Source organism: Actibacterium pelagium (genome assembly GCF_002285415.1).
Lineage (GTDB): Bacteria > Pseudomonadota > Alphaproteobacteria > Rhodobacterales > Rhodobacteraceae > Actibacterium_B > Actibacterium_B pelagium.
The window spans coordinates 332,589-358,315 of the sequence record NZ_NSBU01000005.1; the positions used below are offsets into that span (position 1 = coordinate 332,589).

Here is a 25,727-nt window from a genome sequence, read left to right on the forward strand (position 1 = left end):
GCAAGCCATTGGCGCATTGCACCAAGGGCTCGCATCCCCTACATGAGCCACATGATTAGACCGATCCTTATCCACCCCGATCCGCGCCTGAAAAAGGTGTGTGACCCCGTCGACGACCTGTCGGACGAGCTGCGCACGCTGGCCGATGACATGCTGGAAACCATGTATGATGCGCCCGGCGTTGGCCTTGCCGCACCGCAAATCGGCAAGCTGCACCGCCTGATCGTTCTGGATTGCGTCAAGGAAGAGGGTGAAGAGCCGCGTCCGCTGATCATGTTCAACCCCGAGGTCATCGCCTCATCGGATGAAACCAACGTCTATGAAGAAGGGTGCCTGTCGATCCCGGATCAATACGCCGAGGTGACCCGGCCCAAGGTTGTTGATGTGTCGTGGATCGACCGTGACGGTAACCAGCAGCAAGAGACCTTTGACGGGCTTTGGGCGACCTGCGTGCAGCACGAGATCGACCACCTGAACGGCAAACTGTTCATTGATTATCTGAAGCCGCTCAAGCGCCAGATGATCACCCGCAAGATGCAGAAGCTGAAACGCGAGATGGCCCGCTCGTGACTGTTCGTCCCTTTGTTCCGTGGCCCGACAAGCGGCTGAAAACGCCTGCCGAACCGGTAGAAGAAATCACCGATGAAATCCGTGAAATCTGGGCCGATATGGTCGAGACGATGGATGCCATGCCCGGCTATGGTCTTGGCGCCCCGCAGATCGGGGTGATGAAACGTCTGGCTGTTGTGGATTGTTCTGAGGAACGTGGACAGGCCGTGTTGCTGGCCAACCCCGAGATCCTGCATGCCTCGGTCCAGCCGCGCACCCATGAAGAGGCGAGCCCGAACTTGCCAGGCGTCTCTGCCGCGATCGACCGGCCCCGCGCCGTGACCGTGCGGTTTCTGAATGCCGAGGGCCAGATCGAAGAGCGTGATTTCGTGAACCTCTGGGCGACATCGGTCCAGCACCAGATCGATCATCTCAATGGCAAGATGTTCTTCGACAACCTGTCGAAACTGAAGCGCGACCGGTTGCTGAAACGCGCCGCCAAATTGCGGAGGGGCTGATGCGGGTCATCTTTATGGGTACCCCCGATTTCTCGGTTCCGGTGCTTGATGCGCTGGTCGATGCGGGACACGAGGTTGCCTGTGTTTATTGCCAGCCGCCGCGCCCTGCGGGACGTGGCAAGAAAGACCGGCCGACGCCGGTTCACGCACGTGCCTTGGAACTGGGGCTTGAGGTGCGCCACCCTGTTTCGCTGAAAGGCGAGGCTGAGCAGGCGGAATTTGCGGCCCTAAACGCCGACATCGCCGTGGTCGTTGCCTATGGGCTGATCCTGCCGCAAGCGGTGCTGGATGCTCCGACCCACGGTTGCCTGAACATCCACGCCTCTCTTCTGCCGCGTTGGCGCGGCGCCGCACCGATCCACCGCGCGATCATGTCGGGCGACACACATACCGGCATCTGCATCATGCAGATGGAAGCTGGTTTGGACACGGGGCCCGTTCTTCTGCGCCACGAGACAGAGATCAGCGCGACCGAAACCACAGGTCAATTGCACGACCGCCTGTCACAGATGGGCGCCAAGTCTATCGTCGAAGCGCTAGAGCGATTGCCTGAACTGGCACCGGACCCCCAACCCGAAGAGGGGGTCACCTATGCCAGCAAGATCGAGAAAGCCGAGGCGGCCATTGACTGGACCAGATCTGCGACAGAGATCGACCGTCAGATCCGCGGTCTGTCCCCGTTCCCGGGGGCCTGGGCGATGATCGACGGGCAACGTGTCAAATTCCTTGCCTCTGTTACGGCAGAGGGGCAGGGTGAGCCGGGTGAAGCGCTGGATAACGTGCTGACCATCGCCTGTGGCCAAGGTGCGGTGCGCATCCTTCGGGCGCAGCGCGCAGGCAAAGGCGCACAGGACGCGCAGGTCTTCCTGCTCGGTAATCCGGTCGCCAAAGGAACGAGGCTAGGAGCATAGAATGTATTTTCTGATCTCGATTATCGGGACCGCAGTGATTGCCGGGATCGTGGGCTATGCCTCGGAACGGTCGGGGTTTACCCGCAACGGCGCGCTGCCCTCGATTATTATCGCGGTTGGAGGGGCGATCCTGTTCTTCTTCACCAAGTTCATGTTCGGGATCAGCTTCGGCTCGCCGGGTGTTGATGCTATTATCGCCTCTGTGGGCGCTTTGGTGATCGTCCCGACCCATTGGCGCAAGTAGGAGGCCGCAATGCCGATCGTATGGCTTATCATCCTCGGGGCCGCCGCTGGTTTTCTGGCGACGCGGTTCATGAAAGTGGATACGGACGTTCCCACCACCATGGCGATCGGGATCGGCGGGGCCTTGATCGGGGGACTGTTGCTTAGAACCCTTCTGTCAGTGATGGGCGCGCTGTCCGGGCTTGTTGGGGCCGTGCTGGGGGCCATGCTGCTGATCTGGCTGTGGCAGACCTATATCGTTAAGAAATAGGCCCCGCTTACAGCGGCCAGAACACCAAGATCGCAGGGATCGAAACCGCAACGATCAACAGCTCCAGCGGCAGGCCCATGCGCCAGTAATCTCCGAACTTATAGCTACCCGGACCAAGGATCAGAGTGTTGTTCTTGTGACCGATAGGCGTAAGGAACGCACAGGATGCGGCGACGGCCACGGCCATCAGGAACGGGTCGGGGCTGACACCAAGGGATTGCGCCATCTGGATGCCGACCGGTGCCGCGACAATCGTGGTGGCGGTGTTGTTCAACACATCACTCAGCGTCATGGTGACCACCATAAGGACGGTCAGAACCGCCCAAGCAGGCAAGCCTTCTGTCAGGCCGACCAAAGCGCCCGCAATGAGCTCTGTCCCGCCAGAGGTTTCCAGCGCGGCACCCAATGGGATCATTGACCCCAACAAGACCACCACCGGCCATTCGATATGTGTGTAAAGCTCTGCCAGCGGGATAATCTTCGCCAGCGTATAGGCGACCACAACAAGGCCAAGCGCGATGGGCAGGTAGATCAAGCCAAAGCTGGCGGCCACAATCGCCCCGGCAAACAGGCCAATCGCAAGCCACGTTTTGTTGTCCTGCGTGACCGCCAGACCGCGCTGCGCCAGTGGCAGGCAGCCCAGCCAGTCAATCACGTCCTGCGTCATGTCTTGCGGTGTCAGAAGTAGCAGGATGTCACCGGGCTTGATCACGGTTCTGCGGATCTGCTGTGTGATCGGCCGACCCTCACGTGAGATGCCCATCAGCACCGTCCGGTGCCTCCAGTTCAACCCCACCGCCTGCGCGGTTTTGCCCGCGATGCGCGATGTCTCGGTGACCACAACTTCGGTGACGGATACACCGTCGCCTTCGGCGCGCAGTTTCTCTTCCCGGATCTGGTCAGCAACGCGCAACCCGCTGGTGGCGCGGAATTCGTCCAAGGCGTCGGGGGTCGCTTCCAGCAGGATCTCATCGCCTGCCTGTAGCTTGGTGTTGTGTTGCATCCCGAAGCGGCGTTTACCGTCGCGGCGCAGGCCCAGAAGAACGACATCGGCCTTGTCTGCGATCTCTGTCAGTTCTTTCAAGCGCGAGCCAATATGCTTGCTGTCCTTGGGGACGGTCAGCTCAGAGACATACTGCGCGAAGTCTTCCGCGGTCGATGTCTTGTGTTCCGGTGTCGGGATCATCCGCCAGCCGATCAGGGCCACGAAGACAAGCCCGGCGATGGCCGCCACGCCGCCCACCGGGGCGAAATCGAACATTGAGAAGCTTTCACCAAGGCTTTCTTCGCGGATAGCAGCAATGATGATGTTGGGCGGTGTCCCGATCAGCGTGACCATACCGCCAAGAATCGTCGCAAAGGACAGCGGCATTAGCGACAATCCCGGCGCCCGGCCCGCTTTGCGCGCGGTCTGAATGTCCACGGGCATCAACAGGGCCAATGCGGCCACGTTATTCATGAATGCCGACAGAATGCCGCCGATGGTGCCCATAATCGCGATATGCGCGCCAAGGCTGCGCGAGGTGTCCGCGACTTTCTGCGTGATCAGCAAGACCGCCCCGGACCGGACCAGTCCGGCCGAGACCACAAGAACAAGCGCAACCACCAAGGTGGCCGGATGGCCAAAACCAGAAAAAGCGTCCTTGGAGGGGACAACCCCCAATACGACGCCGGCCAGCAGTGCCGAGAAAGCGACAATGTCATAGCGGAACCGTCCCCAGATCAAGAGAACGAAGACGATACCGAAAAGCGAAAACAGGATGATCTGGTCTTGTGTCATGCGGCCAACACTACCTGAAGTATGTCTGAAGGATAGGGGGAAAGCGGCTGGATGCTTGCCCCTTCGCGACCCACCCCGTATAGAACGCAAAACCCGCAGAATTCCTCGGAGGTTCACATGGCTGGCCACTCAAAATGGGCAAACATCCAGCACCGCAAAGGGCGGCAGGACGCCGCACGCTCGAAGCTGTTTTCGAAACTGTCGAAAGAGATCACTGTCGCCGCAAAGATGGGCGACCCCGATCCCGAGAAAAACCCGCGCCTGCGTTTGGCCGTGAAAGAGGCCAAATCGCAGTCGATGCCGAAGGACAACATTGATCGTGCGATCAAGAAGGCCATCGGCGGCGAGGGCGAAGCCTATGAAGAGATCCGGTATGAGGGCTATGGCCCTAACGGCGTCGCGGTGATTGTCGAGGCGATGACCGACAACCGCAACCGCACCGCATCGACCGTTCGTTCGACCTTTACCAAGAACGGTGGCAATCTTGGCGAAACTGGTTCGGTCGGCTTCATGTTCGAACGCAAGGGCGAAGTGACCTATAACGCCGAGGCTGGCGATGCCGACACTATCATGATGGCGGCGATCGAAGCCGGGGCCGAGGACGTCGACAGCAGCGAAGAGGGTCACGTCATCATCTGCGCCGATACCGATCTGAACGAAGTATCGAACGCGCTGGAAGCAGAGCTGGGCGAATCCGAGACCGCTAAGCTGATCTGGCAGCCGACCACCACGACCGAACTGGGTCTGGAAGACATGCAAAAGCTGATGAAGCTGGTGGATGCGCTGGAAGACGACGAGGACGTGCAGCGTGTCACGACCAACTTTGAGGCCTCTGACGAGGTTATGGCACAGCTGTAAGCTGGCCCATCATACTTTTTGAAGCGGCACCCAATCGGGTGCCGTTTTTCTTTGTCACATTTTCTGTGACATTGGGGCCAGATGTGTCCGCGCCCGACGACGGATCGCATTGGTCAGCGGGGCAAGCGGCTCTGCCACGTGACGGGCCACCTGCCAATAAAGCGGAGTCAGGTAATTCGCGTCAGGGATCACCGGAACCAGACGCCCTTTTGCAATGTGATCGGCCACAAGCGACTTTGGGTTCATGCCCCATCCAAGCCCGTGTAGCGCAGCATCGACGAAGGCATGGGTTGAGGGCAGAAGATGGGTGGGCGGATGCAGCTTCGTACCGAATGCAGCCTCGATCCAATCCAGCTGCAGCCGGTCTTTGGCGCTGAAGGTCATCATCGGGGCGCGTTCAAGCCTGTCCTTGGTCACCCCACCTTCGAACCACCGCGCCATGAACTCTGGGCTGGCGGTGGGGATATATTCAATCGCCCCAAGCGCGTGGCTATCGCAGCCCTGAATGGGTTTCGCGCTAGAGGTCACGGCAGCGGACACTGCCCCTTCTTTCAGCCAGCGCGCCGAATGGTCCTGATCGTCGACTTCGACCTCGTAAAACAGCGGTACAGATGCCAAAGCTGGAATGATCCACGTTCCCAGGCTGTCCGCATTCACGGCGATCCGGATGCGGGCGGTGGCGGTTTCAAGTCCCAGATCATGTCCCAGCTTGGCTTCAAGCAGGGACACTTCCTGCGCGTGACGGGCCAGTCGTTGGCCTGCCTCTGTCGCAACGCACGGGGCGCCGCGAAGCACCAAGGGCGTGCCCACTTTTTCTTCCAGTGCCTTCAATCGCTGCGACACCGCCGATTGCGTGATGTTCAACTCGGTGGCGGCGGCGTCAAAGCTGCCTTGGCGCAAAACCGCGGACAAAGCGGCCAGTTGGGCAGGGTCGAAGTTCATTAGAAACTCTAATTCATATTGATAATGATTAATTTGTTTAACCCAACTCGCCGACGTATGTGAAGGGCAGGCAAGACAGAAGGAAGCAGCAGTATGGCAATTTACGGGGCAGGGTTCGCACTTGGGTTTTCCCTGATTCTGGCGATCGGGGCGCAGAATGCCTTTGTTCTGCGACAGGGAATACGACGAGAATTCGTGCTGCCGGTCGTGCTGACCTGCGCCATCTCGGACGCCATCCTGATCGCGGCAGGTGTGGCGGGGTTCGGCTATCTGGTGCAACAGGTCCCATGGTTGCACCGTGTCATGTTGATCGGGGGGGTGGCCTTCCTGATCGCCTACGGCGCGCGCGCATTCTGGGCCGCTTTTCGCGGGGGCGAGGCGCTGGCCGCCGAGGGTCAGCAGGGTCGCTCAATGGCGCAGGTTATTGGGGTCTGTCTGGCCTTCACTTGGCTGAATCCGCATGTCTATCTGGATACGGTGGTCCTGATCGGCTCTATCGCGTCGCAATATGAGGACCGCCTGCTTTTTGCCCTTGGGGCGGTGACGGCAAGTTTCGTATTTTTCTTTTCGCTTGGGTTCGGCGCACGGCTTTTGGCACCACTTTTTGCAAAGCCCACCGCGTGGCGGTGGCTGGACGGGGTGATCGGTTTGGTGATGTGGGGGATCGCCGCAAGTTTGTTGATTTAAGTGCGCTAATTGATCCGAGTCAAAGTGCGGGGTTTTCTGGCGGGGTAGTGTCTCTTTGGAAACCACGAACAGAGGACTAAAATGTCGCATACACCCCATGAACTGGCCGCCGATTTTCCCGATCAGGTAGAGGCAATTCACAAACTGAAATCCGAAAACGCGCATTTTGCGCGGTTGATGGATGAGTATCACATGGTCAACCGCGACATTCACCGGGCCGAGACCAATGTCGATCCGGTAGATGACATGCACGATATCGAGATGCGCAAGAAGCGGATGCAGTTGAAAGACGAAATCGCGCGGATGCTTGGCGCTCTTTAAAAGAAATGGCCGTCGCCCAAATCGGGAGACGGCCTTCTCAGTCTGGGAAAAGTCTTCCTGCGGTCAGCCTTCGACCGAGTTCTTGAAGCGCTCGAAGAACTGATCTGCCATCTTCCGGGCAAACCCATTGATCAGCCGCGACCCAAGCGCGGCGATCTTGCCGCCAACCTTGGCTTCGACGTCATAGGTCAGCAAAGTGCCCTCGGCCACGTCTTCCAGACGCACCTTGGCGCCACCCTTCGCAAAACCAGCCACACCGCCCTTGCCTTCGCCGTTGATGGTATAGCTTTCGCCATCGACCACGTCAGAAAGGGTAACCTCGCCTTTAAAGGTGGCTTTGACCGGGCCGACCTTTTGTTTGACGGTTGCCGCGAAGCCATCTTCGGGGGTGCCGGTCAGTTCTTCGCAGCCGGGCACGCAGATTTTCAAAGTTTCTGCGTCATTCAGCTTGGCCCAGACCGTAGCGCGGTCGGCGGCGATTGTCTGGCTTCCAGTCAGTTCCATTCGGGCGGTCCTTTTCCCTTATATCCGGTTGATGCAAGGGATACTCGGTTCGCCTAAGGCCAGCTAGTTCGACATTGGTCGGAACTGGCCAAGACCTTAATCGGAAATCTCATAGGGCAGGACCCCGCGTCGGTCGGGGTTGACCGTCAAATGCCGTTCCAGCGGCGGGACAGAACGTTGATGACAGTTCTTCCGCTCGCAAATCCGACAGGAAATCCCGATCGGCTCAAACGCTGCTGCGCGGCTTAGATCCAGATCGTCAGCGTAGACCAGCTGCGCTGCATGCTGCACCTCGCATCCCAGACCAATCGCATAGCGCCGGATCGGGGCGCCCCAGCCCCCGCCGCGTTTAGAGATATGCCGCGCCAGACAGAAGTACCGCACCCCGTCCGGGGTTTCGGCCAACTGGCGTAGAAACCCCTCGGGTGTCTCGAAAGCCCGATGCACGTTCCACAGCGGACATGCCCCGCCGAACCGCGCGAATTGCAGTCGCGTGGCAGAGTGGCGCTTGGTGATCGTGCCCGCCTGATCCACGCGCACAAAGAAAAAGGGAATCCCCTTGGCGCCGGGGCGCTGCATCGTCGACAGCCGATGCGCGACTTGCTCGATCGAAGCGCCGAACTGACCCGCCAACCGCTCTAGATCGTGGCGCGTGTCCTTTGCCGCCTGCAGGAAGGCGCGATAGGGCAGAAGGGCCGCGCCCGCGAAATAATTGGCAAGGCCAAGCCGTGCGATTTCACGCGCCTCTGGGGTCTGGAAGCGGGCAAGGTCCAGTGTCGCCTCGAACAGGTTTTTCTGCGTCAAAAGGGCCAGTTGGTGCAGCAGTTGAAAGCGTCGCGTCGCGTCGGTGCTGCGCGAGGACATGTGCAGCACGCCATTGGTCGGGTCCAACCCGCGCACCAATTCGGATTCGCTGGTGACAATGTCGATGCCCTGGGCTTTCAGCGCCTCTTCGGCCAGTGCCATCGGATCCTGCCGCTGACCATCGGGGCAGGCGAAATTCTCGGCGGCTCGGTCAATCGCGTCGATATAGTTGTCGCAATAATGGAAGAAGTCGCGCACCTCTTCCCACGGGCTGGCCTGCGCGCGGGTGTCTTCACGGCCCAATGCCTCGTCCAGCGAGGCAAGACGTTCATGGGTTTGTCGCAGGTTTCGATGCAGGTCCAGAAAGGCCCGCGCAAGGGCAGGGGCGTTCGAGGCGACCAGCCTCAGGTCGGTCATAGGCGGTGGGTTTTCCCCGAAAACCGGGTCGGCCAGCGCCTCTTTCATATCGCTGACAAGGCGTTCTTCGTCCCCCGTCGACAGTTGAGTCACGTCAAAGCCGAACTCTTGCGCCAAGGCCAGAATCACCCCGGTCGAGACCGGGCGATTGTTGTTTTCCATCTGGTTCAGGTAGGGCAGGCTGATCTTCAGCTTCGCCGCAAAATCCTTTTGCGTCAGTCCGATCTTGGTGCGGATTTCCCGCAGCTTGGCCCCGGCATAGAGTTTCTGGGTCGCCATGATTGCCCTTCTGAAATTCGCAAATTTGCTATTTTCAATCCAGTGTTTGCAAATTTTGCGATGAAGGGCAAGCTCAGTGGCTCAGGCGTGGGGCGTGCTTGGCGGGTGCTTGGGGTCAACCGGTCCTTCAAGCCGGTCGATGCGCACGACGTAAAGCGTGGCGAAAACGCCAAAGACGCTGGCCCCGATCATCACCGCCATCAGGGGCAAAACGCCGTCTCCGATTTCCAGCAGATGGCCGGACAGAGCCGCAAGCGCGGCACCGCCGCCGATCATCAGGGCACCGCCAAGGCCGCTGGCCGATCCGGCAAGATGTGGGCGCACGGACAGAAGGCCTGCATTGGCATTCGGCAAGACCATGCCGTTGCCCAGTCCGATGAAGCTTGTCAGGCCGAAGAAGGCCAGCGGATGGGTCGACCCAAGGGCAATCAGCAACAGGCTTATCGACAGCCCGGAAACGACCAGCAAAGAGCCGGTGATGATCATGGTGTTTATCCCAAGTCGGATCGAGTATCGCCCGGACAGGAAGTTTCCGACCAGATAGCCCGCGGCAGGAATGCCGAAATAGGCCCCGAGCTCAGCCGGTTCGAGGCCATAAACCTTGGCCCCGACCAAAGGGGCGCCGCCGACATAGGCAAAGAAGGCCCCCGACGAAAACGCGGCCGCTAGCGCATAGCCCCAGAACCGGCGCGAGCGCAGAAGTTCAGGGTATTCCCGAAACTGACCGATTACGCTGTTTTCACTTGGCTGAGCGGTTTCCTTGAAGTCGAGCCAGATAATCACCCAGACCAGCACGCCAAAGCCAAGCATGGCCCAGAAATTCGCCTGCCATCCAAAGTGCTGTCCCAGAAAGCCGCCCAGCATCGGGCTAAGCATCGGGGCCAGGGACATGCCCATGGTGACGTAACCGATCATCGAGGCTGACTCTTCGCGGCCATAAAGGTCTCGAACAGCCGCGCGGCTTAGGGCGATGCCGGTGGCGACGACGGCTTGGGTCGTGCGGAAGAAGAGAAGCATCTCGATGCTGGTCGACAGGGCGCATCCGATACTGGCCAATCCGAACAGGGCAAAGCTGATCAGAAGGATGATGCGCCGTCCAAAGCGATCGGACAGCGGACCCAGAAAGATTTGCAGGACCGCGTTGGCCCAGAGGTAAAGAGAGACCGAAAGCTGTGCCACCCGATATTCGGATTGGTAGAATTCTGCCATGTTCGGCAGGGACGGCAGGAACATGTTCATCGACAGCGCAGGTAGACCCGCCACCAGCACAAGTGTCAGGGTGTGCGGCGGTGTTGTGCGATCAAGGAATCTGGAGCGAACGATGGTGGACATAAGCACCTCTTATTGAGGCTGGGACGTTAGGGGGGATTGCTGCGTTTGACGAGGCACAGTCACTGTGCATTCCGTCGAATTTGCAGATTTGCAATTTGCTGCACCCGCTCTGCCAACAATTTGCAAATTTGCCAGAATCTTCTTTGATGCTGCACCTGCAAAGTATACGTTGCGTCAAACCATTACGAGGGGGCGCCAGAATGAAAGATATTCTCCAGGAACTCGAAGAACGCCGCAGCCAGGCCCGTTTGGGCGGTGGGCAGCGCCGGATCGACAGCCAGCACGCCAAGGGTAAACTGACCGCACGCGAGCGGATCGAACTGCTGCTGGACGAAGACAGCTTCGAAGAGTTCGATATGTTCAAGGCGCATCGCTGCGTCGAATTCGGCATGGAAGAGAACAAGCCTGCTGGCGACGGTGTCATCACCGGCTGGGGCACCATCAATGGCCGCATGGTCTATGTGTTCAGTCAGGACTTCACCGTTCTGGGTGGCTCGGTTTCGGAAACCCACGCTCAGAAGATCTGCAAGATCATGGATATGGCCGTTCAGAATGGCGCGCCTGTCATCGGTCTGAACGACTCGGGTGGTGCACGTATTCAGGAAGGCGTTGACGCGCTGGCCGGTTACGCCGAGATCTTCCAGCGCAACATCATGGCCTCGGGCGTGGTTCCGCAGATTTCTGTCATCATGGGCCCCTGTGCCGGTGGCGCGGTGTATTCGCCCGCGATGACCGACTTCATCTTCATGGTTAAAGACACGTCCTATATGTTCGTAACCGGCCCTGACGTTGTGAAAACTGTGACCAACGAACACGTTACGGCAGAAGAGCTGGGCGGTGCGTCCACCCACACCAAGAAATCCTCGGTAGCGGACGGCGCGTTTGAAAACGACGTAGAGGCCCTGTCTGAAGTGCGCCGCCTTGTCGACTTCTTGCCGCTGAACAACCGTGAAAAGCCACCGGTGCGTCCGTTCTTTGACGACCCGGCGCGGATCGAGAGCAGCCTCGACACGCTGATCCCGGACAACCCGAACATGCCGTATGACATGAAAGAGTTGATCTTGAAGATCGCAGACGAAGGCGACTTCTACGAAATCCAGGAAGACTTTGCTGGCAATATCGTCACCGGCTTCATCCGCATCGAAGGCCAGTCGGTTGGCGTTGTGGCCAACCAGCCGATGGTTCTGGCGGGTTGTCTGGACATTGACGCATCGCGCAAGGCGGCACGTTTCGTTCGTTTCTGTGATGCGTTCGAAATTCCGATCCTGACCTTGGTTGACGTTCCGGGCTTCCTGCCGGGCACCAGTCAGGAATACGGCGGCGTCATCAAACACGGCGCGAAACTGCTGTTTGCCTATGGTGAAGCAACCGTACCGAAAGTGACCCTGATCACCCGTAAAGCTTACGGCGGTGCCTATGACGTTATGGCGTCTAAGCACCTGCGCGGCGACTTCAACTATGCATGGCCGACCGCACAGATCGCGGTGATGGGGGCCAAAGGCGCGACCGAGATCCTGTATCGCTCAGAGCTGGACGATCCCGAAAAGACCGCCAAGCGGACCGAGGATTACGAAGACCGTTTCGCCAACCCGTTTGTCGCGGCAGAGCGTGGCTTTATCGACGAGGTGATTCAGCCGAAATCGACCCGCCGTCGTGTTGCCCGGGCCTTTGCGTCGCTTCGCAACAAGAAGCTGACCAACCCGTGGAAAAAGCACGACAATATTCCGCTTTAAAATCGCGAAACCCCTGCCCGGATTATCCGTTCGGGCAGGACCTTAGGGGGCATCTCTGGTGACAACCAACCGCTGGCATATCAACCGCACCAAGACCGCGCTGACCTTGTCGCGCCGCTTGGATGTGCGTTGGGATATCGCCGTGCAAACGGTTCTGCCCCCGGCACGAAAAACGCGTCTGGCGCATCAGATCAGACAGGACATGTGGCGGAAACTTCAAGCTCTTCGTGGTTTCTGCCCCGCGGTGAGAGTCGAGGAGGAAGGCTCTTATCTGCGCATAACTGCGGGTGGCGATATCGCTGCCCGCAGTTTCCCTAAAACCCGGGTCGAAGACCAGATCAGAGATCTGTTCGACGATTCAGCCCGTGTCGCCCGTTGGCTCCGCCATGCAAAGCAAGAGGTCGCACATGCCTGAGTTTCATCTTTTCTCGAACGGTCCGCGCCCCGTCGCGCCCTTCAGTCACGCGGTCGAATCTGATGGGTGGGTGATTCTCACCGGGCAGATGCCAACGGACCCGAACGCCCCCGACGCGCCCCTGCCCGAGGGGATCGAAGCGCAGACCCGCCGCGTCATGGACAACCTCGCCCTGATTCTGTCCGAGATGGGGCTGGACCTAAGCCATGTCGTTCAATGTCGTTGTTTTTTAACGGAATTCGAACGCGACTATGCCGCCTTTAATCAGACCTATCAGACCTATTTCCCCGAAGACCGACGCCCGGCGCGCACCACTGTTGGTGTGACCGCTTTGGCCGTTGGTGCGCTTGTCGAGGTCGATTGCATTGCCCGGAGACCGGAAAATGACGGCTGAGGTCCTGCAACTTAATCGCAAACTGCTCAAGAGTGCGACATTTCTCACACAGAATGAGGGGTATTCGGCACATCCAAAGCAAAAAACTGCCGAAAAACCGGTCACTTGTGCGCTTCTCCTCTGTGCAGGGACAAATCCTTACGCTAGCATCACTTGCAGCAGCAAGTCCGCTGTCATTAACTGTGAGCTGAAGCGCTGGAGCACCAAGTGGTCTGTCGCCAAGCAGAAAACTATTAGGAGCGTAGGATGTCCAAGACTCTCAAAACCCTCGTCGCTGTTTCCCTGGTTGCATTCGTTGCCGCATGTGCCCAGCAGGAAGAAGTCGTGGTTGAGCCTGTTATGGTTGAGCCGGTTTCGGAGAAGATGTAATCTTCTTCTGGCGCATCCGCGCCGAGTGAATACAGTTGCCTCCCTAACCTATTGGGGGGCAACATGCTAAAATACCGCGGGTTCCCAGGCCGTCTAGCCGGAACCGATTACCAATTCACAATTCGCCGAGAAAACAAGAAAGGGGTTACGCCCCTGATCCGACGCGAGCGCTATGCTGATCGCAAACCTGCGGATCGCCGCGCAGACGCGGGATTTCTTGAGGCGCTGATCCAATACTTCGGCGAAGAGCCGTTCGAGCGTGGCAATCTGGATGCCGGACGTCTGTCCTGGCTGTTTGGCCGCGAAGTTCTGCCCGCCGAAGATCCGTTCGACCCTGAAAGCTATGAGGCCCTGCTGCGCATAGATATGGAAGCGGCCCGGCTGAGCTTTCCGGACCTTCCGTGGCAGGGGAGGTAGGCATGATTCTGCGTGCGGATTCCGTTGTTGGGCAAGAAAACGCTCATCTTGAAGCAGAGCGGTCTTCGCCCTTTTCGCTATGCCAGCCATGGGACAAGCTTGGGTCATGGGTTGTCCGGCTTTTGCATCTCTGCCGGGGTCCAGCCCTTAACTACCGTTACCCTTCCCCTTCCCGCTGGTCTGGTCCGATTATTCGGATCAGGCCAGTTTTTTCCGCTGTGAAACGGCAGGGCATTGCCGATCACAATTGCGGGCAGCAGGCGCTTATTGCGACGACGCAGGTAACTGCCGCTAAGACTTCTCGTGGCGCGGGTTTGACCCGCGCCCGACAGCTCACCGCGAACCGGGCTGACCGGTTCGCCTTACTACTATCCGACATCTCGAACCAATCGCACCGCGCCGGGGTCCACCCCGCGTCGCGTGGTTTGGCGTGTCGTTAAGAATGACCAGAAAAAGGACTGTCCAATGTTCGACAAAATTCTGATCGCCAACCGGGGAGAGATCGCATGCCGCGTGATCAAGACCGCACGGCGTATGGGTATCAAGACCGTGGCCATCTATTCGGACGCCGACCGCAATGCGCTGCATGTGGAAATGGCCGACGAAGCGGTGCATATCGGCCCGCCCCCGGCGAACCAGTCCTATATCGTCATCGACAAGGTGATGGATGCCATTCGCCAGACCGGCGCACAGGCCGTGCACCCGGGCTATGGCTTTTTGTCTGAAAACGCGAAATTCGCCGAGGCTCTGGAAGCCGAAGGCGTCGCCTTCATCGGCCCGCCGAAAGGCGCGATCGAAGCGATGGGTGACAAGATCACCTCGAAGAAAATCGCTCAAGAGGCCAACGTGTCCACCGTTCCGGGCTACATGGGCTTGATCGAGGACGCGGATGAGGCCGTGAAGATCTCGAACGAGATCGGCTATCCGGTGATGATCAAAGCCTCCGCCGGTGGTGGTGGTAAAGGTATGCGCATCGCGTGGAACGATCAGGAGGCTCGCGAAGGGTTCCATTCGTCCAAGAACGAAGCGGCCAGCTCTTTCGGTGATGACCGCATCTTCATCGAGAAATTCGTTACACAGCCGCGTCACATCGAAATTCAGGTTCTCTGCGACGCGCACGGAAACGGCATCTGGCTGAACGAGCGTGAATGCTCGATCCAGCGCCGGAACCAGAAGGTTGTCGAAGAGGCGCCGTCGCCCTTCCTTGATCCCGAGACCCGCAAGGCGATGGGCGACCAGTCGGTCGCTCTGGCCAAGGCCGTGGGCTACACCAGCGCCGGCACCGTGGAATTCATCGTTGACGGCGACAAGAACTTCTACTTCCTCGAAATGAACACCCGCCTGCAGGTGGAACACCCCGTGACAGAGCTGATCACCGGCGTCGACCTTGTCGAGCAGATGATCCGCGTCGCAAACGGCGAGCCGCTGTCGATCACGCAGGACGATGTGAAGATCAACGGCTGGGCCATTGAAAACCGCCTGTACGCCGAAGACCCGTACCGCAACTTCCTGCCGTCGATTGGCCGTCTGACCGCCTATCGTCCGCCGGCAGAAGTTGTCACCGACACCTCGATCGTTCGGAATGACACCGGAGTCTATGAGGGCGGCGAGATCTCGATGTACTACGACCCGATGATCGCGAAGCTTTGCACCTGGGCACCGACCCGGAAAGAGGCGATCGAAGATATGCGCGTCGCGCTGGACAGCTTCGAAATCGAAGGCATCGGTCACAACCTGCCGTTCCTGTCGGCGGTGATGGATCACCCGAAATTCATCTCGGGCGACATGACCACGGCCTTCATCGCGGAAGAGTACCCCGAAGGCTTCGACGGCGTGACACTGGACTCTGACGCACTCAAGCGCATCGCCGTGTCGGCTGCCGCCATGAACCGTGTCGCGGAAATCCGTCGCACCCGTGTGTCGGGCCGTATGGACAACCACGAACGTACGGTTGGCGACGAATGGGTTGTCTCTCTGCAGGGCGAAAGCTTTGACCTGCATATCGAGGCCGACCATGATGGTTCGACCGTCTTCTTCGATGACGGCACCAGCTATCGCGTGACCTCTGACTGGACCCCGGGCGACAGCCTTGCAACCCTGATGGTCGACGGCACGCCGCTGGTTCTGAAGGTGAACAAGATCACCGGCGGGTTCCGCATCCGCAACCGTGGTGCCGACCTGAACGTCCACGTGCGCACCCCGCGTCAGGCCGAACTGGCCAAACTGATGCCGGAAAAGGTCGCACCGGATACATCGAAGATGCTGCTTTGCCCGATGCCGGGTCTGATCGTGAAAGTCGACGTCGAAGTCGGCGACGAGGTTCAGGAAGGTCAGGCGCTGTGCACCGTCGAGGCGATGAAGATGGAAAACATCCTTCGCGCCGAGAAGAAGGGCGTCGTCTCCCAGATCAATGCGGCCGCAGGCGACAGCCTTGCCGTTGACGAAGTGATCATGGAATTCGAGTGAGCCGAGAGCGCCTCATAAACACGCGGGTCGGCGGGATTTATTCTCCCCGCCGATCTCGCACCTCTTGCTGGCGCAGCGGCAACTTGTCGATGCTGCGTGACAGTTCGCGCACGTCCCACGGGAAGGGCTTGCGCAGGTATACGCTGCCATCCTTGCCCACCAGCACCATCATGAAGCTGCGCGGGCGGTATTCGGTCCGCGCCTCGGATTTGGCTGCGGGATCGGTGTCGGTAATGATCACCACGTCACGTTCCGCCAGTTCCTCGGGCAAGGCCTCGATCAGCGCCATCTGCTGGACGAACCTTGGATCGTACTCGGAATCTCCGAACACGATGACGGGCCGCGCAATCCAGCGAAAATCCTCGATGTGCACCTCATCGGCAGAGAACACCACGCTATGGTCCGCTTGCCAGCGTTCGACCGGCGTCATGGCCACACCATCGGTGGCTGAAGACATCATGGGCCACATTAAAAGCCCCAGAACAACGAATAACCGCGACATAATCCCTCCTGTCCAACCTGATATAGGTGCGGCAGACCGGATTGCGAAGAGATTTGCGGCTTGAACGCCGCGACCGGACTGAAGAAGGACGATCAACATGACGGATAAGATCAAGGCATGGAAAGAGTTGGCCGAGAAAGAGCTGCGCGGCAAACCGCTGGACGCTCTGGACTGGGAAACGCTTGAAGGCATCAAGGTCAAGCCGCTCTACACCGCCGAGGACACGGCCGACCTGCCGCAAATGGGTGAAGTCCCCGGCTTTGGCCCCTTCACCCGTGGTGTGAAGGCGACCATGTACGCCGGTCGTCCGTGGACCATTCGTCAGTATGCCGGTTTCTCGACCGCCGAGGAATCCAACGCCTTCTACCGCAAAGCCTTGGCCGCCGGTCAGCAGGGTGTCTCGGTTGCGTTCGACCTTGCGACCCACCGCGGCTATGACAGCGATCACCCGCGTGTTGAGGGCGACGTTGGTAAGGCCGGTGTGGCGATCGACAGCGTTGAAGACATGAAGATCCTGTTCGACGGTATCCCGCTGGATAAGGTGTCGGTCTCGATGACCATGAACGGCGCAGTGATCCCGATCCTTGCGAACTTCATCGTCACCGGTGAGGAACAGGGCCACGACCGCAGCCTGCTGGCAGGCACCATCCAGAACGACATTCTGAAAGAGTTCATGGTCCGCAACACCTATATCTATCCGCCTGAACCTTCGATGCGGATCATCTCGGATATCATCGAATACACGTCGAACGAGATGCCGAAGTTCAACTCGATCTCGATCTCGGGCTATCACATGCAAGAGGCCGGCGCGAACCTGGTGCAAGAGCTGGCCTATACGCTGGCCGATGGCCGCGAATACGTCCGCGCAGCGATTGACGCCGGGATGGATGTCGACAAGTTCGCAGGCCGCCTGTCGTTCTTCTTTGCCATTGGCATGAACTTCTTCATGGAAGCCGCCAAACTGCGCGCCGCGCGCCAGCTGTGGCACCGCATCATGACCGAGTTCGGCGCCAAGTCCGAACGTTCGAAAATGCTGCGCACCCACTGCCAGACCTCGGGCGTGTCACTGCAGGAACAAGACCCCTATAACAACGTCATCCGCACCGCGTACGAGGCGATGTCGGCCGCCCTTGGTGGCACCCAGTCGCTGCACACCAACGCGCTGGATGAAGCCATCGCGCTGCCCACCGAATTCTCGGCCCGGATCGCGCGGAACACCCAGATCATTCTGCAGGAAGAAACCGGCATCACCAATGTGGTCGATCCGCTGGCGGGCTCCTACTACGTCGAAAGCCTGACCAACGAGCTGGCCGAAAAGGCCTGGGCCCTGATCGAGGAAGTCGAGGAAATGGGCGGAATGACCAAGGCCGTGGCCTCTGGCATGCCCAAGCTGCGGATCGAGGAATCGGCCGCCCGTCGTCAGGCCAACATCGACCGCGGCGATGAGGTCATCGTCGGCGTGAACAAGTACCGTCTGGAAAAAGAGGACGAGATCGACATCCTCGACGTCGACAACTTTGCCGTCCGTGAAGCCCAGATCGCGCGCCTGAACAAGATGCGCGATACCCGTGATGAAGACGCCTGTCAGGCGGCGTTGGCGGAACTGACCCGCCGCGCGAAAGAGGGAGGCAATCTGCTGGAAGCGGCGGTCGAGGCCGCACGCGCCCGTGCATCAGTCGGAGAAATTTCAATGGCTATGGAAGACGAATTCGGCCGCCACCGCGCCGAAGTGAAGACCCTCGCAGGCGTCTATGGCGCAGCATATGAAGGCGACGAAGGTTTCGCCCAGATCCAGAAAGACATCGAAGACTTCGCCGAGGAAGAGGGCCGCCGCCCGCGCCTTCTGGTGGTTAAGATGGGTCAGGACGGTCACGACCGTGGCGCGAAGGTCATCGCGACCGCCTTCGCCGATATCGGCTTTGACGTTGACGTTGGACCGCTGTTCCAAACCCCGGCAGAGGCCGCGCAGGACGCGATCGACAACGACGTGCATGTCGTGGGCATCAGCTCGCAAGCCGCAGGTCACAAGACCCTTGCACCGCAGCTGGTTGCCGCGCTGAAAGAGGCGGGCGCCGAAGATGTCATCGTCATCTGCGGCGGCGTCATCCCGCAGCAGGACTATCAGTTCCTGTATGACAACGGTGTTAAGGCGATCTTCGGCCCGGGCACCAACATTCCGGCTGCGGCGAAGGACATCTTGCAACTGATCAAGGACGCGCGCGGCTAAGTCCCCGCGCAATCCACTTCAAACGCCGCCCCACGGGGCGGCGTTTTTCGTTGTGGGATTGGCGGTGGGAAAAAACCTGCCCCTGAAACCCAAAACCGTGGTTTAATCTTCTTTGGTGGACACGCCTGAACCGGATCAACCCAAGAAACCGACCATGCTGAACCTCGACCACATTGTTATCTCGACCCGCGATCTGGACGCGGGCGCGGCGCATGTCGAAGACCTGTTGGGCGTACCGCTGGCCCCGGGCGGAGAGCACCCCGACATGGGCACCTATAACCGCCTGCTGTCGCTGGGCCCGGACTGTTACCTTGAGGTCATCGCAATCAACCCCGATGCGCCCGACCCGGGCCGACCGCGTTGGTATGCGCTTGACCGGTTTCAGGGCGACACCCGTCTGACCAACTGGGTCGTGAACTGGCCTACCGGGATGGACCTGCCTCACCGGCCTGAGGGCACCGGCCCAATGTTGCCGATCCAACGCGGTGATCTGCGCTGGCGCATGACCATCCCCGAGGATGGAGAGCTGCCCTTCGACAACACCGCCCCCGCCATCCTGATCTGGGATTCCCCGCAAACCCCGGCTCAGCTGTTGCCCGATCAGGGCTGTGCGTTGATCTCTTTGAACATCGAACACCCCGATGCCGTCGAACTGGCCAACTATTACGAACGCGATCTGATGGGGCAGGGGGTGGAATTCATCGAAGCCGCCAAGCCCAAACTTTCAGCATTGATCGAAACGCCCAACGGAATGGTGCGGCTTTAGGCGCAATGGTGGTTGCCACCGATTTCACGATGCTTAGGGTAGCCGCCAAATTTCTTGAATCCGGAAACCCCCACTGACAGGGGGACACCCGGTTGCTAGGGTAAACCCATGTCGATCTGGACCCGCATAGCCGAGGCGCTGTCCGCGCTTTCCAACGGCGAACCCCTGTCCGAGGTGTTCGAGCGTCTGCGCACACCGCCCGAACGCTCTGTCGCCTTCACCATCGCGGTGATCGCTCTGGGGGCCAAGATGGCCAAAGCCGATGGGCAGGTCACGCGCGACGAGGTCACCGCCTTCCGCGAAGTGTTCACCATCCCGCCCGAGGATGAGGCAAACGCGGCCCGTGTCTTCAACATGGCCCGCACCGATGTCGCTGGCTTTGATGAATACGCCCGCCGCATCCGCCGCATGTTCGGGGAAGAGGCCTCGGATTCACCGCCGCTTTGCTACCTGCTGGAAGGTCTATTCCACATCGCCATAGCCGACGGCGAATACCACCCGAACGAGGATGTCTTCCTTCAGGAAGTCGCCGACATTTTTGGTCTGTCGGAAGCCGAGTTTAAACGCCTGCGGTCGCGCTTTGTCCCCGATGCCGAACACGACCCGTTCGACGTGCTGGGCGTGACACCCGACATGACACTGTCGGAAATCCGCGCCGTCTGGCGGGCCGAAGTCCGCGAGACCCACCCAGACAGGCTTAAGGCGCGCGGCCTGCCCGAAGAGGCTGTCAAACTGGCCGAGAAGCGTCTGATCATGATCAACCGCGCCTGGGAAGAGATCCAGGGAAAGCAGGCCGCGTGAGGGTCGCCACGTATAACGTCGAGTGGTTCAACAACCTCTTTGATGACAACGGCAACCTGTTGGACGATGGGGAATGGTCCGCACGTTATGACGTGACCCGCACCGACCAACTGTCCTCGCTTGGCATCGTCTTCACCGCGATGGATGCCGACGCGGTCATGATCATCGAAGCGCCCGACCAGAACGGCAAACGCTCGACCGTCAGCGCGCTTGAAAACTTTGCCAACACCATGGGCCTGCGTGCCAACCGCGCCATCGTCGGGTTCGAGAACCACACCCAGCAAGAGATCGCGCTGCTTTATGACCCCACAACGCTGACCCCCCGGCACGACCCGCAGGGCGAGGCGACTGGTAAGAAGGGCTCGGCTGATGCGCCGCGGTTTGACGGGGTGTTCCGGCTGGATCTGGATGTGGACGCCGCGCCAGAATTGATCAACTTCTCCAAGCCGCCTCTGGAGCTGGCGATCGAAACCGCCAAGGGCAACACGTTCCGCATGATCGGTGTTCATGCGAAATCCAAGGCCCCGCATGGTGCTTCGACCCCCGAAGAGGTTTTGCGCCTGTCCATTGCCAACCGCCGCAAGCAACTGGCCCAATGCATCTGGCTTCGTCAGCGGGTCGAGGCGCATCTGGACGCGGGCGATCCAATGATCGTTCTGGGTGATTTCAACGACGGTCCGGGGCTGGACGAATACGAAGAGCTTTTCGGCCATTCCGGGGTCGAAATCGTTCTGGGACTAAATCAGGAAGATACGAGCAAGCGCCTGTTTGATCCCCACGCCCGACAAGCGATCAAGGGCAGCCACGCAGCTGCCCCGCCGGTTACAGCGCGGTTCTACCTGAGCCACGAGAAACGCTATCTATCGGCGCTTCTGGATTATGTGATGGTCTCGTGCGATCTGGCCGCGATGGAGCCTGTCTGGCGCATCTGGCACCCGTTTGATGACCCCGAATGCTATCGCAACCAAGACCTGTGTCAGGCGCTTCTGACCGCGTCAGACCATTTTCCGGTCACGATGGATATCGATCTTTAGCCGCAAAATCGTATGTACAGGTTCTGTACGGCGTCTGTACGCAAAACACATCCCGATTTCGCGGCCTTCAAACCCGCTGACCGGACCCCTATATTAGGCGGATGAAACACTGGCTTCTTATCCTGTCGCTTGCTGCGACACCCGCGCTTGCCCAATCCCCCGAGGCCGAGGTCGAAGGTGATATGCAGGAAGGGATCAACCTGTTGGAAGAGGGTGCAAAGCTGTTCTTCAAGGGCCTGATGGACGAGATGGAACCCGCCCTGCAGGACCTGAAAGACGGCATGGAACCCGCCCTGCGCGACCTGATGGACAAGCTTGACGATCTTGATGCCTATCACCTGCCAGAGGTCCTGCCCAACGGCGATATCATCATTCGCCGCAAGGTCCCCCTGACCCCCGAAGAAGAAGAGGGCGAGGTCGAGATTTAGCCCTCAATCACCTCGGTCTTCACGTTCAGCGACTTGGCCAAAGAGGTCAGACGCGCTTCGGCAACTTCACCGAACAACGGTATGGCTGGCTTGCTAAGCGTCAGTGTCAAAAGGGTTTTTACCGGGTCCAGGCGTAGTGCGATCAGTTCCTGCGGCGCCTGGCTAGAGAACATTGCCCCAAAGCGCATGGCTTTTCCCAAAATCTCGGCTTCCTGAATCTGGTCCTCGTTCAGCAGTGTGAACAAGGGGTCGAACCGGCTGTCAGCGCGGTTGTTCTTATACCGGTGCAACAGGGCCAGCCCAAGGAAGACGCGCCCCTGATGATCCAGTCCGCCAAGGTTGGCGCGGGTGGCGTTGTCGAAACAGACCTCGTGCCGATAGTCGGGGTGGGCACGCCACGCGGTGTCATGCAGAAGGCACGCGGCCTTCACCAGCCGCCAGCGTTCCTTTGGGAATAGTGGTCGGACAAAGTGATACAGCTGCCGACCAAACCCCGGCAGGCGGGCGGTCGTGGCCTCGGCAAACCGGCAGGCTTCGATCAGCGGGTCGCGCTGGCGGATCGGATCTGGCATCTGCTCGTACAACATGCCCTCGCGGATGCCATAGCTCGAGATGAAAACCTCTTTGGTATCAAAACGTTCCAGCAGAATTTCCAGCACCATGCAGGCGATGGGAACCAATGTCATCCGTTCGGGGCTGATCCCGGCTTGCGACCGCAGCGCCTCGTTGTCCTGCCCCAGAATCCATTCGATCGTCTCGGCCACTTGCGTGCGGGTCAGGCTGTATTCATGCAGCACCGTCAGCGGATAGCCCCGACGCATCATGTCCAGTTTGGCAATCGCCCGCCACGAGCCACCGACCAGATAAATCCGGTCATGCAAGTCACCAACCGCCTTCGCCAGATCATCAATGATACCAGTCACGTAGGTGCGCAGTTCTTCCGGGTCCTCGATATCCTTCAGCTTCAGTGGCCCAAGTGGAGAGGTTACGCAGTCCCCGATTTCACCGCCCTTCAGTACGGCCAGCTCCATGGATGAGCCGCCGATGTCGCACATCAACCCCTCGGCCCCGGGCCAGCCCAGCAAAACGCCTTGCGCAGACAGGCGGGCCTCTTCCAGCCCGTCGATCACGCGCAGGCGAAGGCCGGTCAAGTCTTCGACCTCTTCGATGAATTCGGGCCCGTCTTTTGCTTCGCGCACCGCGGCGGTGGCAACCGTATGGATCGGGGTCGCGCCCATGGCCTCGGCCAATGTCGTGAACCGGTGCAGCGCTTGCAGCGCGCGTTGGCGTCCTTCGGGGTTCAGGTGGCCGGTATCCGCCAGACCCGCGCCAAGAGCACACATCAGTTTTTCGTTGAAGAAATAGGCCGGGCTACGGGCCGCCCCGTCGAACACAACAAGACGGACAGAGTTCGAGCCCACGTCAATTACGGCCACGCGCCGCAGGGCCTGCGCGTCTGGGTCCTGAAAGATCGGTTCACCCTCGGGGCCCCAATCCAGCGGCAGCTCTTGTTCTGGACGGTTCATTCTAAGCCCTCTTCCTTGGGTGCAGAATTTCGCAAGTCGGGATTCGGGTCAATCGTAGGAATGCATCAGTTTCGGCACGTCTTTCGCCCCGGCAGAGCCGCGTCCCGACAAAGAGGGGTTTTCCATGAAGAACCGATGGCAGTTGAAGGATGTCTTGTCGGCGGGAAAGCGCGTGTAGCTGCCGTCGGGGTTCATGATCCAGCTTTGCGCCTCGTCCGCAAGATTTGCGGCCATGATCTGGCTGACGATCTGGGCTTTCACGGTGGGGTTCTTCGCCTCGACCAGCGTTTCCACACGGCGGTTCAGGTTCCGCCCCATCCAGTCCGCGGACGAGAAATATACCCGTGCCTTTTTCGACGGAAGACCATGCCCATTCCCGAAACAGGCAATCCGAGAGTGTTCAAGGAACCGGCCAACAACCGATTTGACGCGGATGTTTTCACTAAGCCCCTTAATCCCCGGCCGCAAACCGCAAATGCCCCGGATCACAAGGCTGATCTTCACGCCGTCCTGACTGGCTTTGTAAAGCGCGTCGATGACATCCGGTTCGATAAGGCTGTTCATCTTCACCCAGACCTCTGCCGGGCGGCCCGCCTTGGCATGGGCGGATTCCTCTTCCAACCGTGTCAGGATCGTCGATTTCAGATCCAGCGGCGAGATAGAGAGGTTTTCCAGCCCCGCGGGCTCTGCGTAGCCGCCGACATAGTTGAAGACTTTGGTGGCATCGCGTCCAAGCGCTGGATCGCAGGTGAAAAAGCTAAGGTCGGTGTAAATCTTCGCGGTGTCCGGGTGATAATTTCCGGTGCCATAGTGGGTATAGGTCACCAGCTGGTCGCCCTCGCGCCGAACAACTGTGCTGATCTTGGCGTGGGTCTTGTAGTTGATGAACCCGTAGACCACATGGGCGCCCGCGCGTTCCAGACGACGGGACTGGCGAATGTTGGCGGCTTCGTCGAAGCGGGCCTTCAGCTCGACCAAGGCAGTGACCGACTTGCCGTCCTCGGCGGCTTCACACAGGGCTGCGACGATCGGAGAGTTCTTCGAGGTTCGATAGAGCGTCTGCTTGATCGCCACCACATTCGGGTCGCGGGCTGCTTGCTGCAGAAACCGAACCACCATGTCGAAGGTTTCATAGGGGTGATGCAGCAGCATGTCCTTTTGCCGGATGGCCGCGAACATATCGCCTTCGTGATCCTGTACCCGTTCGGGCACGCGCGGCTGAAAAGCAGGCCACTGCAGATCGTGGCGCGCATCCAGTACCAGTTCCTTCAAGTCGACCACACCGATCAGGCCCATGATTTCAATCACCTGACCTTCGTTGATCTGAAGCTCGTCCATGATGACTCGGCGCAGTTCTTCGGGCGCACCTGCGGACATCTTGATGCGGACAACCTCGCCGCGGCGACGGCGCTTCAGCGCAACTTCGAATTCGCGAACAAGGTCTTCGGCTTCTTCCTCGACCTCCAGGTCGCTGTCGCGCAACAGGCGGAAGGTGCAGCTGCCCTTGGCTTTGTATCCTGGGAACAGCTGGTCGACGTGGATCAGCAAAAGCTCTTCCAAGGGCAGGAACCGATGGCAACCGGCCTCGGACGGCAGGCGGACGAACCTTTCGATCAGCGACGGGATCGGCACCAGCGCCTGTAAGGGGCGGCCATCCCTGATCCGTTCCAGCTGAAGCGCCAGACAGAACCCGGTGTTCGGGATGAACGGGAAGGGGTGCGCCGGGTCGATCGCAAGCGGTGACAGGACCGGGAAGACGTTGTTCAGGAACCGGTCGTCCAGAAAGCTGCGATCCGCTTTGGTCAGCTTGTCGCGGGTCAGAAGGATGATGCCTTCCGATTCCAATTCCTCTTTCAGGTTATTCCATGTGGCTTGCTGGGATTGCAGCAGGCGGCGGGCATCTTTGTCGATCAGCTCTAGCTGTTCGGCCGGGGTCAGCCCGTCTGCGGCAGGCGTCGTGTTGCCCTCTTTCGCCAGTTCGCGCAGGCCAGCCACGCGGACGGTATAGAACTCATCCAGATTTGCGGCCGAGATCGACAGGAAGCGCACCCGTTCCAGCAATGGAACCCGGGGGTTCGAGGCTTCGCCCAGAACACGCCAGTTGAACCCGAGCCAGCTGAGCTCACGGTTGCAGAACCGCTTGGGGCCAGAGCGCTCGGAAACAGGGATTTCTGCCGGAACCGGCAGATCGGATTCAAGAAAATTTGCTGAAGTCATCTTGGTGGAAAAGTAATCCCGGACTTGGGGATGTTCA

Annotated in this window: 27 protein-coding genes; 19 read left to right on the forward strand and 8 right to left on the reverse strand. The window is 59.5% G+C overall.

The genetic code is table 11. From position 1 onward, the window contains the following. The first annotated feature begins 51 nt into the window (after positions 1-51). From def (CLM58_RS06585) to CLM58_RS06605, 5 genes are read left to right on the forward strand one after another with little or no spacing between them, the layout of a single operon-like run. Positions 52-570: a peptide deformylase gene (gene def / locus CLM58_RS06585; RefSeq protein WP_095595129.1), complete on the forward strand. Its 519-nt coding sequence runs from the start codon at positions 52-54 to the stop codon at positions 568-570. Next, entirely contained in the window at positions 567-1,067 is a 501-nt protein-coding gene (gene def / locus CLM58_RS06590; protein WP_095595130.1) for a peptide deformylase, read from the forward strand. Before def (CLM58_RS06585) ends, def (CLM58_RS06590) begins: the two co-directional genes overlap by 4 nt. Further along, the gene (fmt, locus tag CLM58_RS06595; protein WP_095595131.1) at positions 1,067-1,978 is read left to right on the forward strand and encodes a methionyl-tRNA formyltransferase; all 912 of its coding nucleotides are present in this window, start codon (positions 1,067-1,069) and stop codon (positions 1,976-1,978) included. Before def (CLM58_RS06590) ends, fmt begins: the two co-directional genes overlap by 1 nt. Position 1,979: 1 nt before the next feature. Next, complete coding sequence (locus CLM58_RS06600; RefSeq protein WP_095595132.1) at positions 1,980-2,222, forward strand: hypothetical protein; 243 nt, start codon at positions 1,980-1,982, stop codon at positions 2,220-2,222. A 9-nt stretch (positions 2,223-2,231) separates the two neighbouring features. After that, on the forward strand, positions 2,232-2,471 hold the full coding sequence (locus CLM58_RS06605) for a GlsB/YeaQ/YmgE family stress response membrane protein (protein ID WP_095595133.1): 240 nt from the start codon (positions 2,232-2,234) through the stop codon (positions 2,469-2,471). 7 nt (positions 2,472-2,478) lie between these two features. Here CLM58_RS06605 and CLM58_RS06610 read toward each other — a convergent pair whose 3' ends face one another. Continuing rightward, a complete protein-coding gene (locus CLM58_RS06610; RefSeq protein WP_095595134.1) occupies positions 2,479-4,251 on the reverse strand; it encodes an SLC13 family permease in 1,773 nt (590 codons plus the stop codon). A 117-nt stretch (positions 4,252-4,368) separates the two neighbouring features. Between CLM58_RS06610 and CLM58_RS06615 the strand changes: the two genes are divergently transcribed. After that, on the forward strand, positions 4,369-5,109 hold the full coding sequence (locus CLM58_RS06615; protein WP_095595135.1) for a YebC/PmpR family DNA-binding transcriptional regulator: 741 nt from the start codon (positions 4,369-4,371) through the stop codon (positions 5,107-5,109). Between the two features lie 54 nt (positions 5,110-5,163). Here CLM58_RS06615 and CLM58_RS06620 read toward each other — a convergent pair whose 3' ends face one another. Further along, positions 5,164-6,051 carry a LysR family transcriptional regulator ArgP gene (locus CLM58_RS06620; RefSeq protein WP_095595136.1) on the reverse strand — a complete coding sequence of 296 codons (888 nt, stop codon included), beginning with the start codon at positions 6,049-6,051 and terminating at the stop codon, positions 5,164-5,166. A gap of 93 nt (positions 6,052-6,144) precedes the next feature. Here CLM58_RS06620 and CLM58_RS06625 point away from each other — a divergent pair, with 93 nt between their 5' ends. Together CLM58_RS06625 and CLM58_RS06630 are read left to right on the forward strand one after the other, a co-directional pair. Further along, positions 6,145-6,738 carry a LysE/ArgO family amino acid transporter gene (locus CLM58_RS06625; RefSeq protein WP_095595137.1) on the forward strand — a complete coding sequence of 198 codons (594 nt, stop codon included), beginning with the start codon at positions 6,145-6,147 and terminating at the stop codon, positions 6,736-6,738. A gap of 81 nt (positions 6,739-6,819) precedes the next feature. After that, entirely contained in the window at positions 6,820-7,059 is a 240-nt protein-coding gene (locus CLM58_RS06630) for a YdcH family protein (protein WP_095595138.1), read from the forward strand. 63 nt (positions 7,060-7,122) lie between these two features. On the opposite strand, the gene CLM58_RS06635 is transcribed toward CLM58_RS06630, so the two are convergent. From CLM58_RS06635 to CLM58_RS06645, 3 genes are all read right to left on the reverse strand, one after another. Continuing rightward, complete coding sequence (locus tag CLM58_RS06635; RefSeq protein WP_095595139.1) at positions 7,123-7,563, reverse strand: CoxG family protein; 441 nt, start codon at positions 7,561-7,563, stop codon at positions 7,123-7,125. A gap of 96 nt (positions 7,564-7,659) precedes the next feature. After that, entirely contained in the window at positions 7,660-9,063 is a 1,404-nt protein-coding gene (locus CLM58_RS06640; RefSeq protein ID WP_095595140.1) for a helix-turn-helix domain-containing protein, read from the reverse strand. An 81-nt stretch (positions 9,064-9,144) separates the two neighbouring features. Continuing rightward, positions 9,145-10,395 (reverse strand): multidrug effflux MFS transporter, encoded by a 1,251-nt coding sequence (locus CLM58_RS06645; RefSeq protein ID WP_095595141.1) that lies wholly within the window; start codon positions 10,393-10,395, stop codon positions 9,145-9,147. Between the two features lie 200 nt (positions 10,396-10,595). On the opposite strand from CLM58_RS06645, the gene CLM58_RS06650 reads away from it, so the two are divergent. The 6 genes from CLM58_RS06650 to CLM58_RS06670 all read left to right on the forward strand — a co-directional run bounded on the left by CLM58_RS06650 (position 10,596) and on the right by CLM58_RS06670 (position 16,189). Continuing rightward, positions 10,596-12,128 carry an acyl-CoA carboxylase subunit beta gene (locus CLM58_RS06650; RefSeq protein ID WP_095595142.1) on the forward strand — a complete coding sequence of 511 codons (1,533 nt, stop codon included), beginning with the start codon at positions 10,596-10,598 and terminating at the stop codon, positions 12,126-12,128. Positions 12,129-12,186: 58 nt separating this feature from the next. Continuing rightward, positions 12,187-12,543, forward strand: coding sequence for a hypothetical protein (locus tag CLM58_RS06655; protein ID WP_229666152.1), 357 nt, complete (start codon positions 12,187-12,189; stop codon positions 12,541-12,543). Beyond that, the gene (locus CLM58_RS06660) at positions 12,536-12,937 is read left to right on the forward strand and encodes a RidA family protein (RefSeq protein WP_095595144.1); all 402 of its coding nucleotides are present in this window, start codon (positions 12,536-12,538) and stop codon (positions 12,935-12,937) included. Before CLM58_RS06655 ends, CLM58_RS06660 begins: the two co-directional genes overlap by 8 nt. 246 nt (positions 12,938-13,183) lie before the next feature. Further along, complete coding sequence (locus CLM58_RS17410) at positions 13,184-13,306, forward strand: hypothetical protein (protein ID WP_268236417.1); 123 nt, start codon at positions 13,184-13,186, stop codon at positions 13,304-13,306. A 63-nt stretch (positions 13,307-13,369) separates the two neighbouring features. Continuing rightward, complete coding sequence (locus CLM58_RS06665) at positions 13,370-13,723, forward strand: hypothetical protein (protein WP_095595145.1); 354 nt, start codon at positions 13,370-13,372, stop codon at positions 13,721-13,723. Between the two features lie 465 nt (positions 13,724-14,188). Continuing rightward, positions 14,189-16,189, forward strand: coding sequence for an acetyl-CoA carboxylase biotin carboxylase subunit (locus tag CLM58_RS06670; RefSeq protein WP_095595146.1), 2,001 nt, complete (start codon positions 14,189-14,191; stop codon positions 16,187-16,189). A 37-nt stretch (positions 16,190-16,226) separates the two neighbouring features. Here CLM58_RS06670 and CLM58_RS06675 read toward each other — a convergent pair whose 3' ends face one another. Beyond that, positions 16,227-16,691: a DUF4174 domain-containing protein gene (locus tag CLM58_RS06675; protein WP_095595229.1), complete on the reverse strand. Its 465-nt coding sequence runs from the start codon at positions 16,689-16,691 to the stop codon at positions 16,227-16,229. 97 nt (positions 16,692-16,788) lie between these two features. Here CLM58_RS06675 and scpA point away from each other — a divergent pair, with 97 nt between their 5' ends. From scpA to CLM58_RS06700, 5 genes are all read left to right on the forward strand, one after another. Next, positions 16,789-18,918, forward strand: coding sequence for a methylmalonyl-CoA mutase (gene scpA / locus CLM58_RS06680; protein ID WP_095595147.1), 2,130 nt, complete (start codon positions 16,789-16,791; stop codon positions 18,916-18,918). Positions 18,919-19,072: 154 nt separating this feature from the next. Further along, complete coding sequence (locus tag CLM58_RS06685; RefSeq protein WP_143226536.1) at positions 19,073-19,684, forward strand: VOC family protein; 612 nt, start codon at positions 19,073-19,075, stop codon at positions 19,682-19,684. 108 nt (positions 19,685-19,792) lie between these two features. Next, a complete protein-coding gene (locus CLM58_RS06690) occupies positions 19,793-20,485 on the forward strand; it encodes a molecular chaperone DjiA (protein WP_095595149.1) in 693 nt (230 codons plus the stop codon). Continuing rightward, positions 20,482-21,519, forward strand: coding sequence for an endonuclease/exonuclease/phosphatase family protein (locus CLM58_RS06695; protein WP_095595150.1), 1,038 nt, complete (start codon positions 20,482-20,484; stop codon positions 21,517-21,519). Before CLM58_RS06690 ends, CLM58_RS06695 begins: the two co-directional genes overlap by 4 nt. Before the next feature lie 101 nt (positions 21,520-21,620). Then, positions 21,621-21,947, forward strand: a complete 327-nt coding sequence (locus CLM58_RS06700; RefSeq protein ID WP_095595151.1) for a hypothetical protein — start codon at positions 21,621-21,623, stop codon at positions 21,945-21,947. Here the strand turns inward: CLM58_RS06700 and CLM58_RS06705 are convergent. Beyond that, entirely contained in the window at positions 21,944-23,473 is a 1,530-nt protein-coding gene (locus tag CLM58_RS06705; RefSeq protein WP_095595152.1) for a Ppx/GppA family phosphatase, read from the reverse strand. The genes CLM58_RS06700 and CLM58_RS06705 overlap by 4 nt on opposite strands. Positions 23,474-23,521: 48 nt before the next feature. After that, positions 23,522-25,690 carry an RNA degradosome polyphosphate kinase gene (locus CLM58_RS06710; RefSeq protein ID WP_095595153.1) on the reverse strand — a complete coding sequence of 723 codons (2,169 nt, stop codon included), beginning with the start codon at positions 25,688-25,690 and terminating at the stop codon, positions 23,522-23,524. Positions 25,691-25,727 lie beyond the last annotated feature (37 nt).

Excerpts from the sequence above, each read along its gene's own strand:
- CLM58_RS06605 (WP_095595133.1), top strand. The coding sequence starts at position 2,232 with ATGCCGATCGTATGGCTTATCATCCTCGGGGCCGCCGCTGGTTTTCTG.
- CLM58_RS06675 (WP_095595229.1), bottom strand. The coding sequence starts at position 16,691 with ATGTCGCGGTTATTCGTTGTTCTGGGGCTTTTAATGTGGCCCATGATG.
- CLM58_RS06600 (WP_095595132.1), top strand. The coding sequence starts at position 1,980 with ATGTATTTTCTGATCTCGATTATCGGGACCGCAGTGATTGCCGGGATC.
- CLM58_RS06670 (WP_095595146.1), top strand. The coding sequence starts at position 14,189 with ATGTTCGACAAAATTCTGATCGCCAACCGGGGAGAGATCGCATGCCGC.
- CLM58_RS06640 (WP_095595140.1), bottom strand. The coding sequence starts at position 9,063 with ATGGCGACCCAGAAACTCTATGCCGGGGCCAAGCTGCGGGAAATCCGC.
- CLM58_RS06710 (WP_095595153.1), bottom strand. The coding sequence starts at position 25,690 with ATGACTTCAGCAAATTTTCTTGAATCCGATCTGCCGGTTCCGGCAGAA.
- CLM58_RS17410 (WP_268236417.1), top strand. The coding sequence starts at position 13,184 with ATGTCCAAGACTCTCAAAACCCTCGTCGCTGTTTCCCTGGTTGCATTC.
- CLM58_RS06615 (WP_095595135.1), top strand. The coding sequence starts at position 4,369 with ATGGCTGGCCACTCAAAATGGGCAAACATCCAGCACCGCAAAGGGCGG.
- CLM58_RS06630 (WP_095595138.1), top strand. The coding sequence starts at position 6,820 with ATGTCGCATACACCCCATGAACTGGCCGCCGATTTTCCCGATCAGGTA.
- CLM58_RS06660 (WP_095595144.1), top strand. The coding sequence starts at position 12,536 with ATGCCTGAGTTTCATCTTTTCTCGAACGGTCCGCGCCCCGTCGCGCCC.
- CLM58_RS06700 (WP_095595151.1), top strand. The coding sequence starts at position 21,621 with ATGAAACACTGGCTTCTTATCCTGTCGCTTGCTGCGACACCCGCGCTT.
- scpA (WP_095595147.1), top strand. The coding sequence starts at position 16,789 with ATGACGGATAAGATCAAGGCATGGAAAGAGTTGGCCGAGAAAGAGCTG.
- CLM58_RS06645 (WP_095595141.1), bottom strand. The coding sequence starts at position 10,395 with ATGTCCACCATCGTTCGCTCCAGATTCCTTGATCGCACAACACCGCCG.
- CLM58_RS06690 (WP_095595149.1), top strand. The coding sequence starts at position 19,793 with ATGTCGATCTGGACCCGCATAGCCGAGGCGCTGTCCGCGCTTTCCAAC.
- CLM58_RS06620 (WP_095595136.1), bottom strand. The coding sequence starts at position 6,051 with ATGAACTTCGACCCTGCCCAACTGGCCGCTTTGTCCGCGGTTTTGCGC.
- CLM58_RS06650 (WP_095595142.1), top strand. The coding sequence starts at position 10,596 with ATGAAAGATATTCTCCAGGAACTCGAAGAACGCCGCAGCCAGGCCCGT.
- CLM58_RS06685 (WP_143226536.1), top strand. The coding sequence starts at position 19,073 with ATGCTGAACCTCGACCACATTGTTATCTCGACCCGCGATCTGGACGCG.
- CLM58_RS06635 (WP_095595139.1), bottom strand. The coding sequence starts at position 7,563 with ATGGAACTGACTGGAAGCCAGACAATCGCCGCCGACCGCGCTACGGTC.
- CLM58_RS06705 (WP_095595152.1), bottom strand. The coding sequence starts at position 23,473 with ATGAACCGTCCAGAACAAGAGCTGCCGCTGGATTGGGGCCCCGAGGGT.
- CLM58_RS06625 (WP_095595137.1), top strand. The coding sequence starts at position 6,145 with ATGGCAATTTACGGGGCAGGGTTCGCACTTGGGTTTTCCCTGATTCTG.
- fmt (WP_095595131.1), top strand. The coding sequence starts at position 1,067 with ATGCGGGTCATCTTTATGGGTACCCCCGATTTCTCGGTTCCGGTGCTT.
- def (WP_095595129.1), top strand. The coding sequence starts at position 52 with ATGATTAGACCGATCCTTATCCACCCCGATCCGCGCCTGAAAAAGGTG.
- CLM58_RS06665 (WP_095595145.1), top strand. The coding sequence starts at position 13,370 with ATGCTAAAATACCGCGGGTTCCCAGGCCGTCTAGCCGGAACCGATTAC.
- CLM58_RS06610 (WP_095595134.1), bottom strand. The coding sequence starts at position 4,251 with ATGACACAAGACCAGATCATCCTGTTTTCGCTTTTCGGTATCGTCTTC.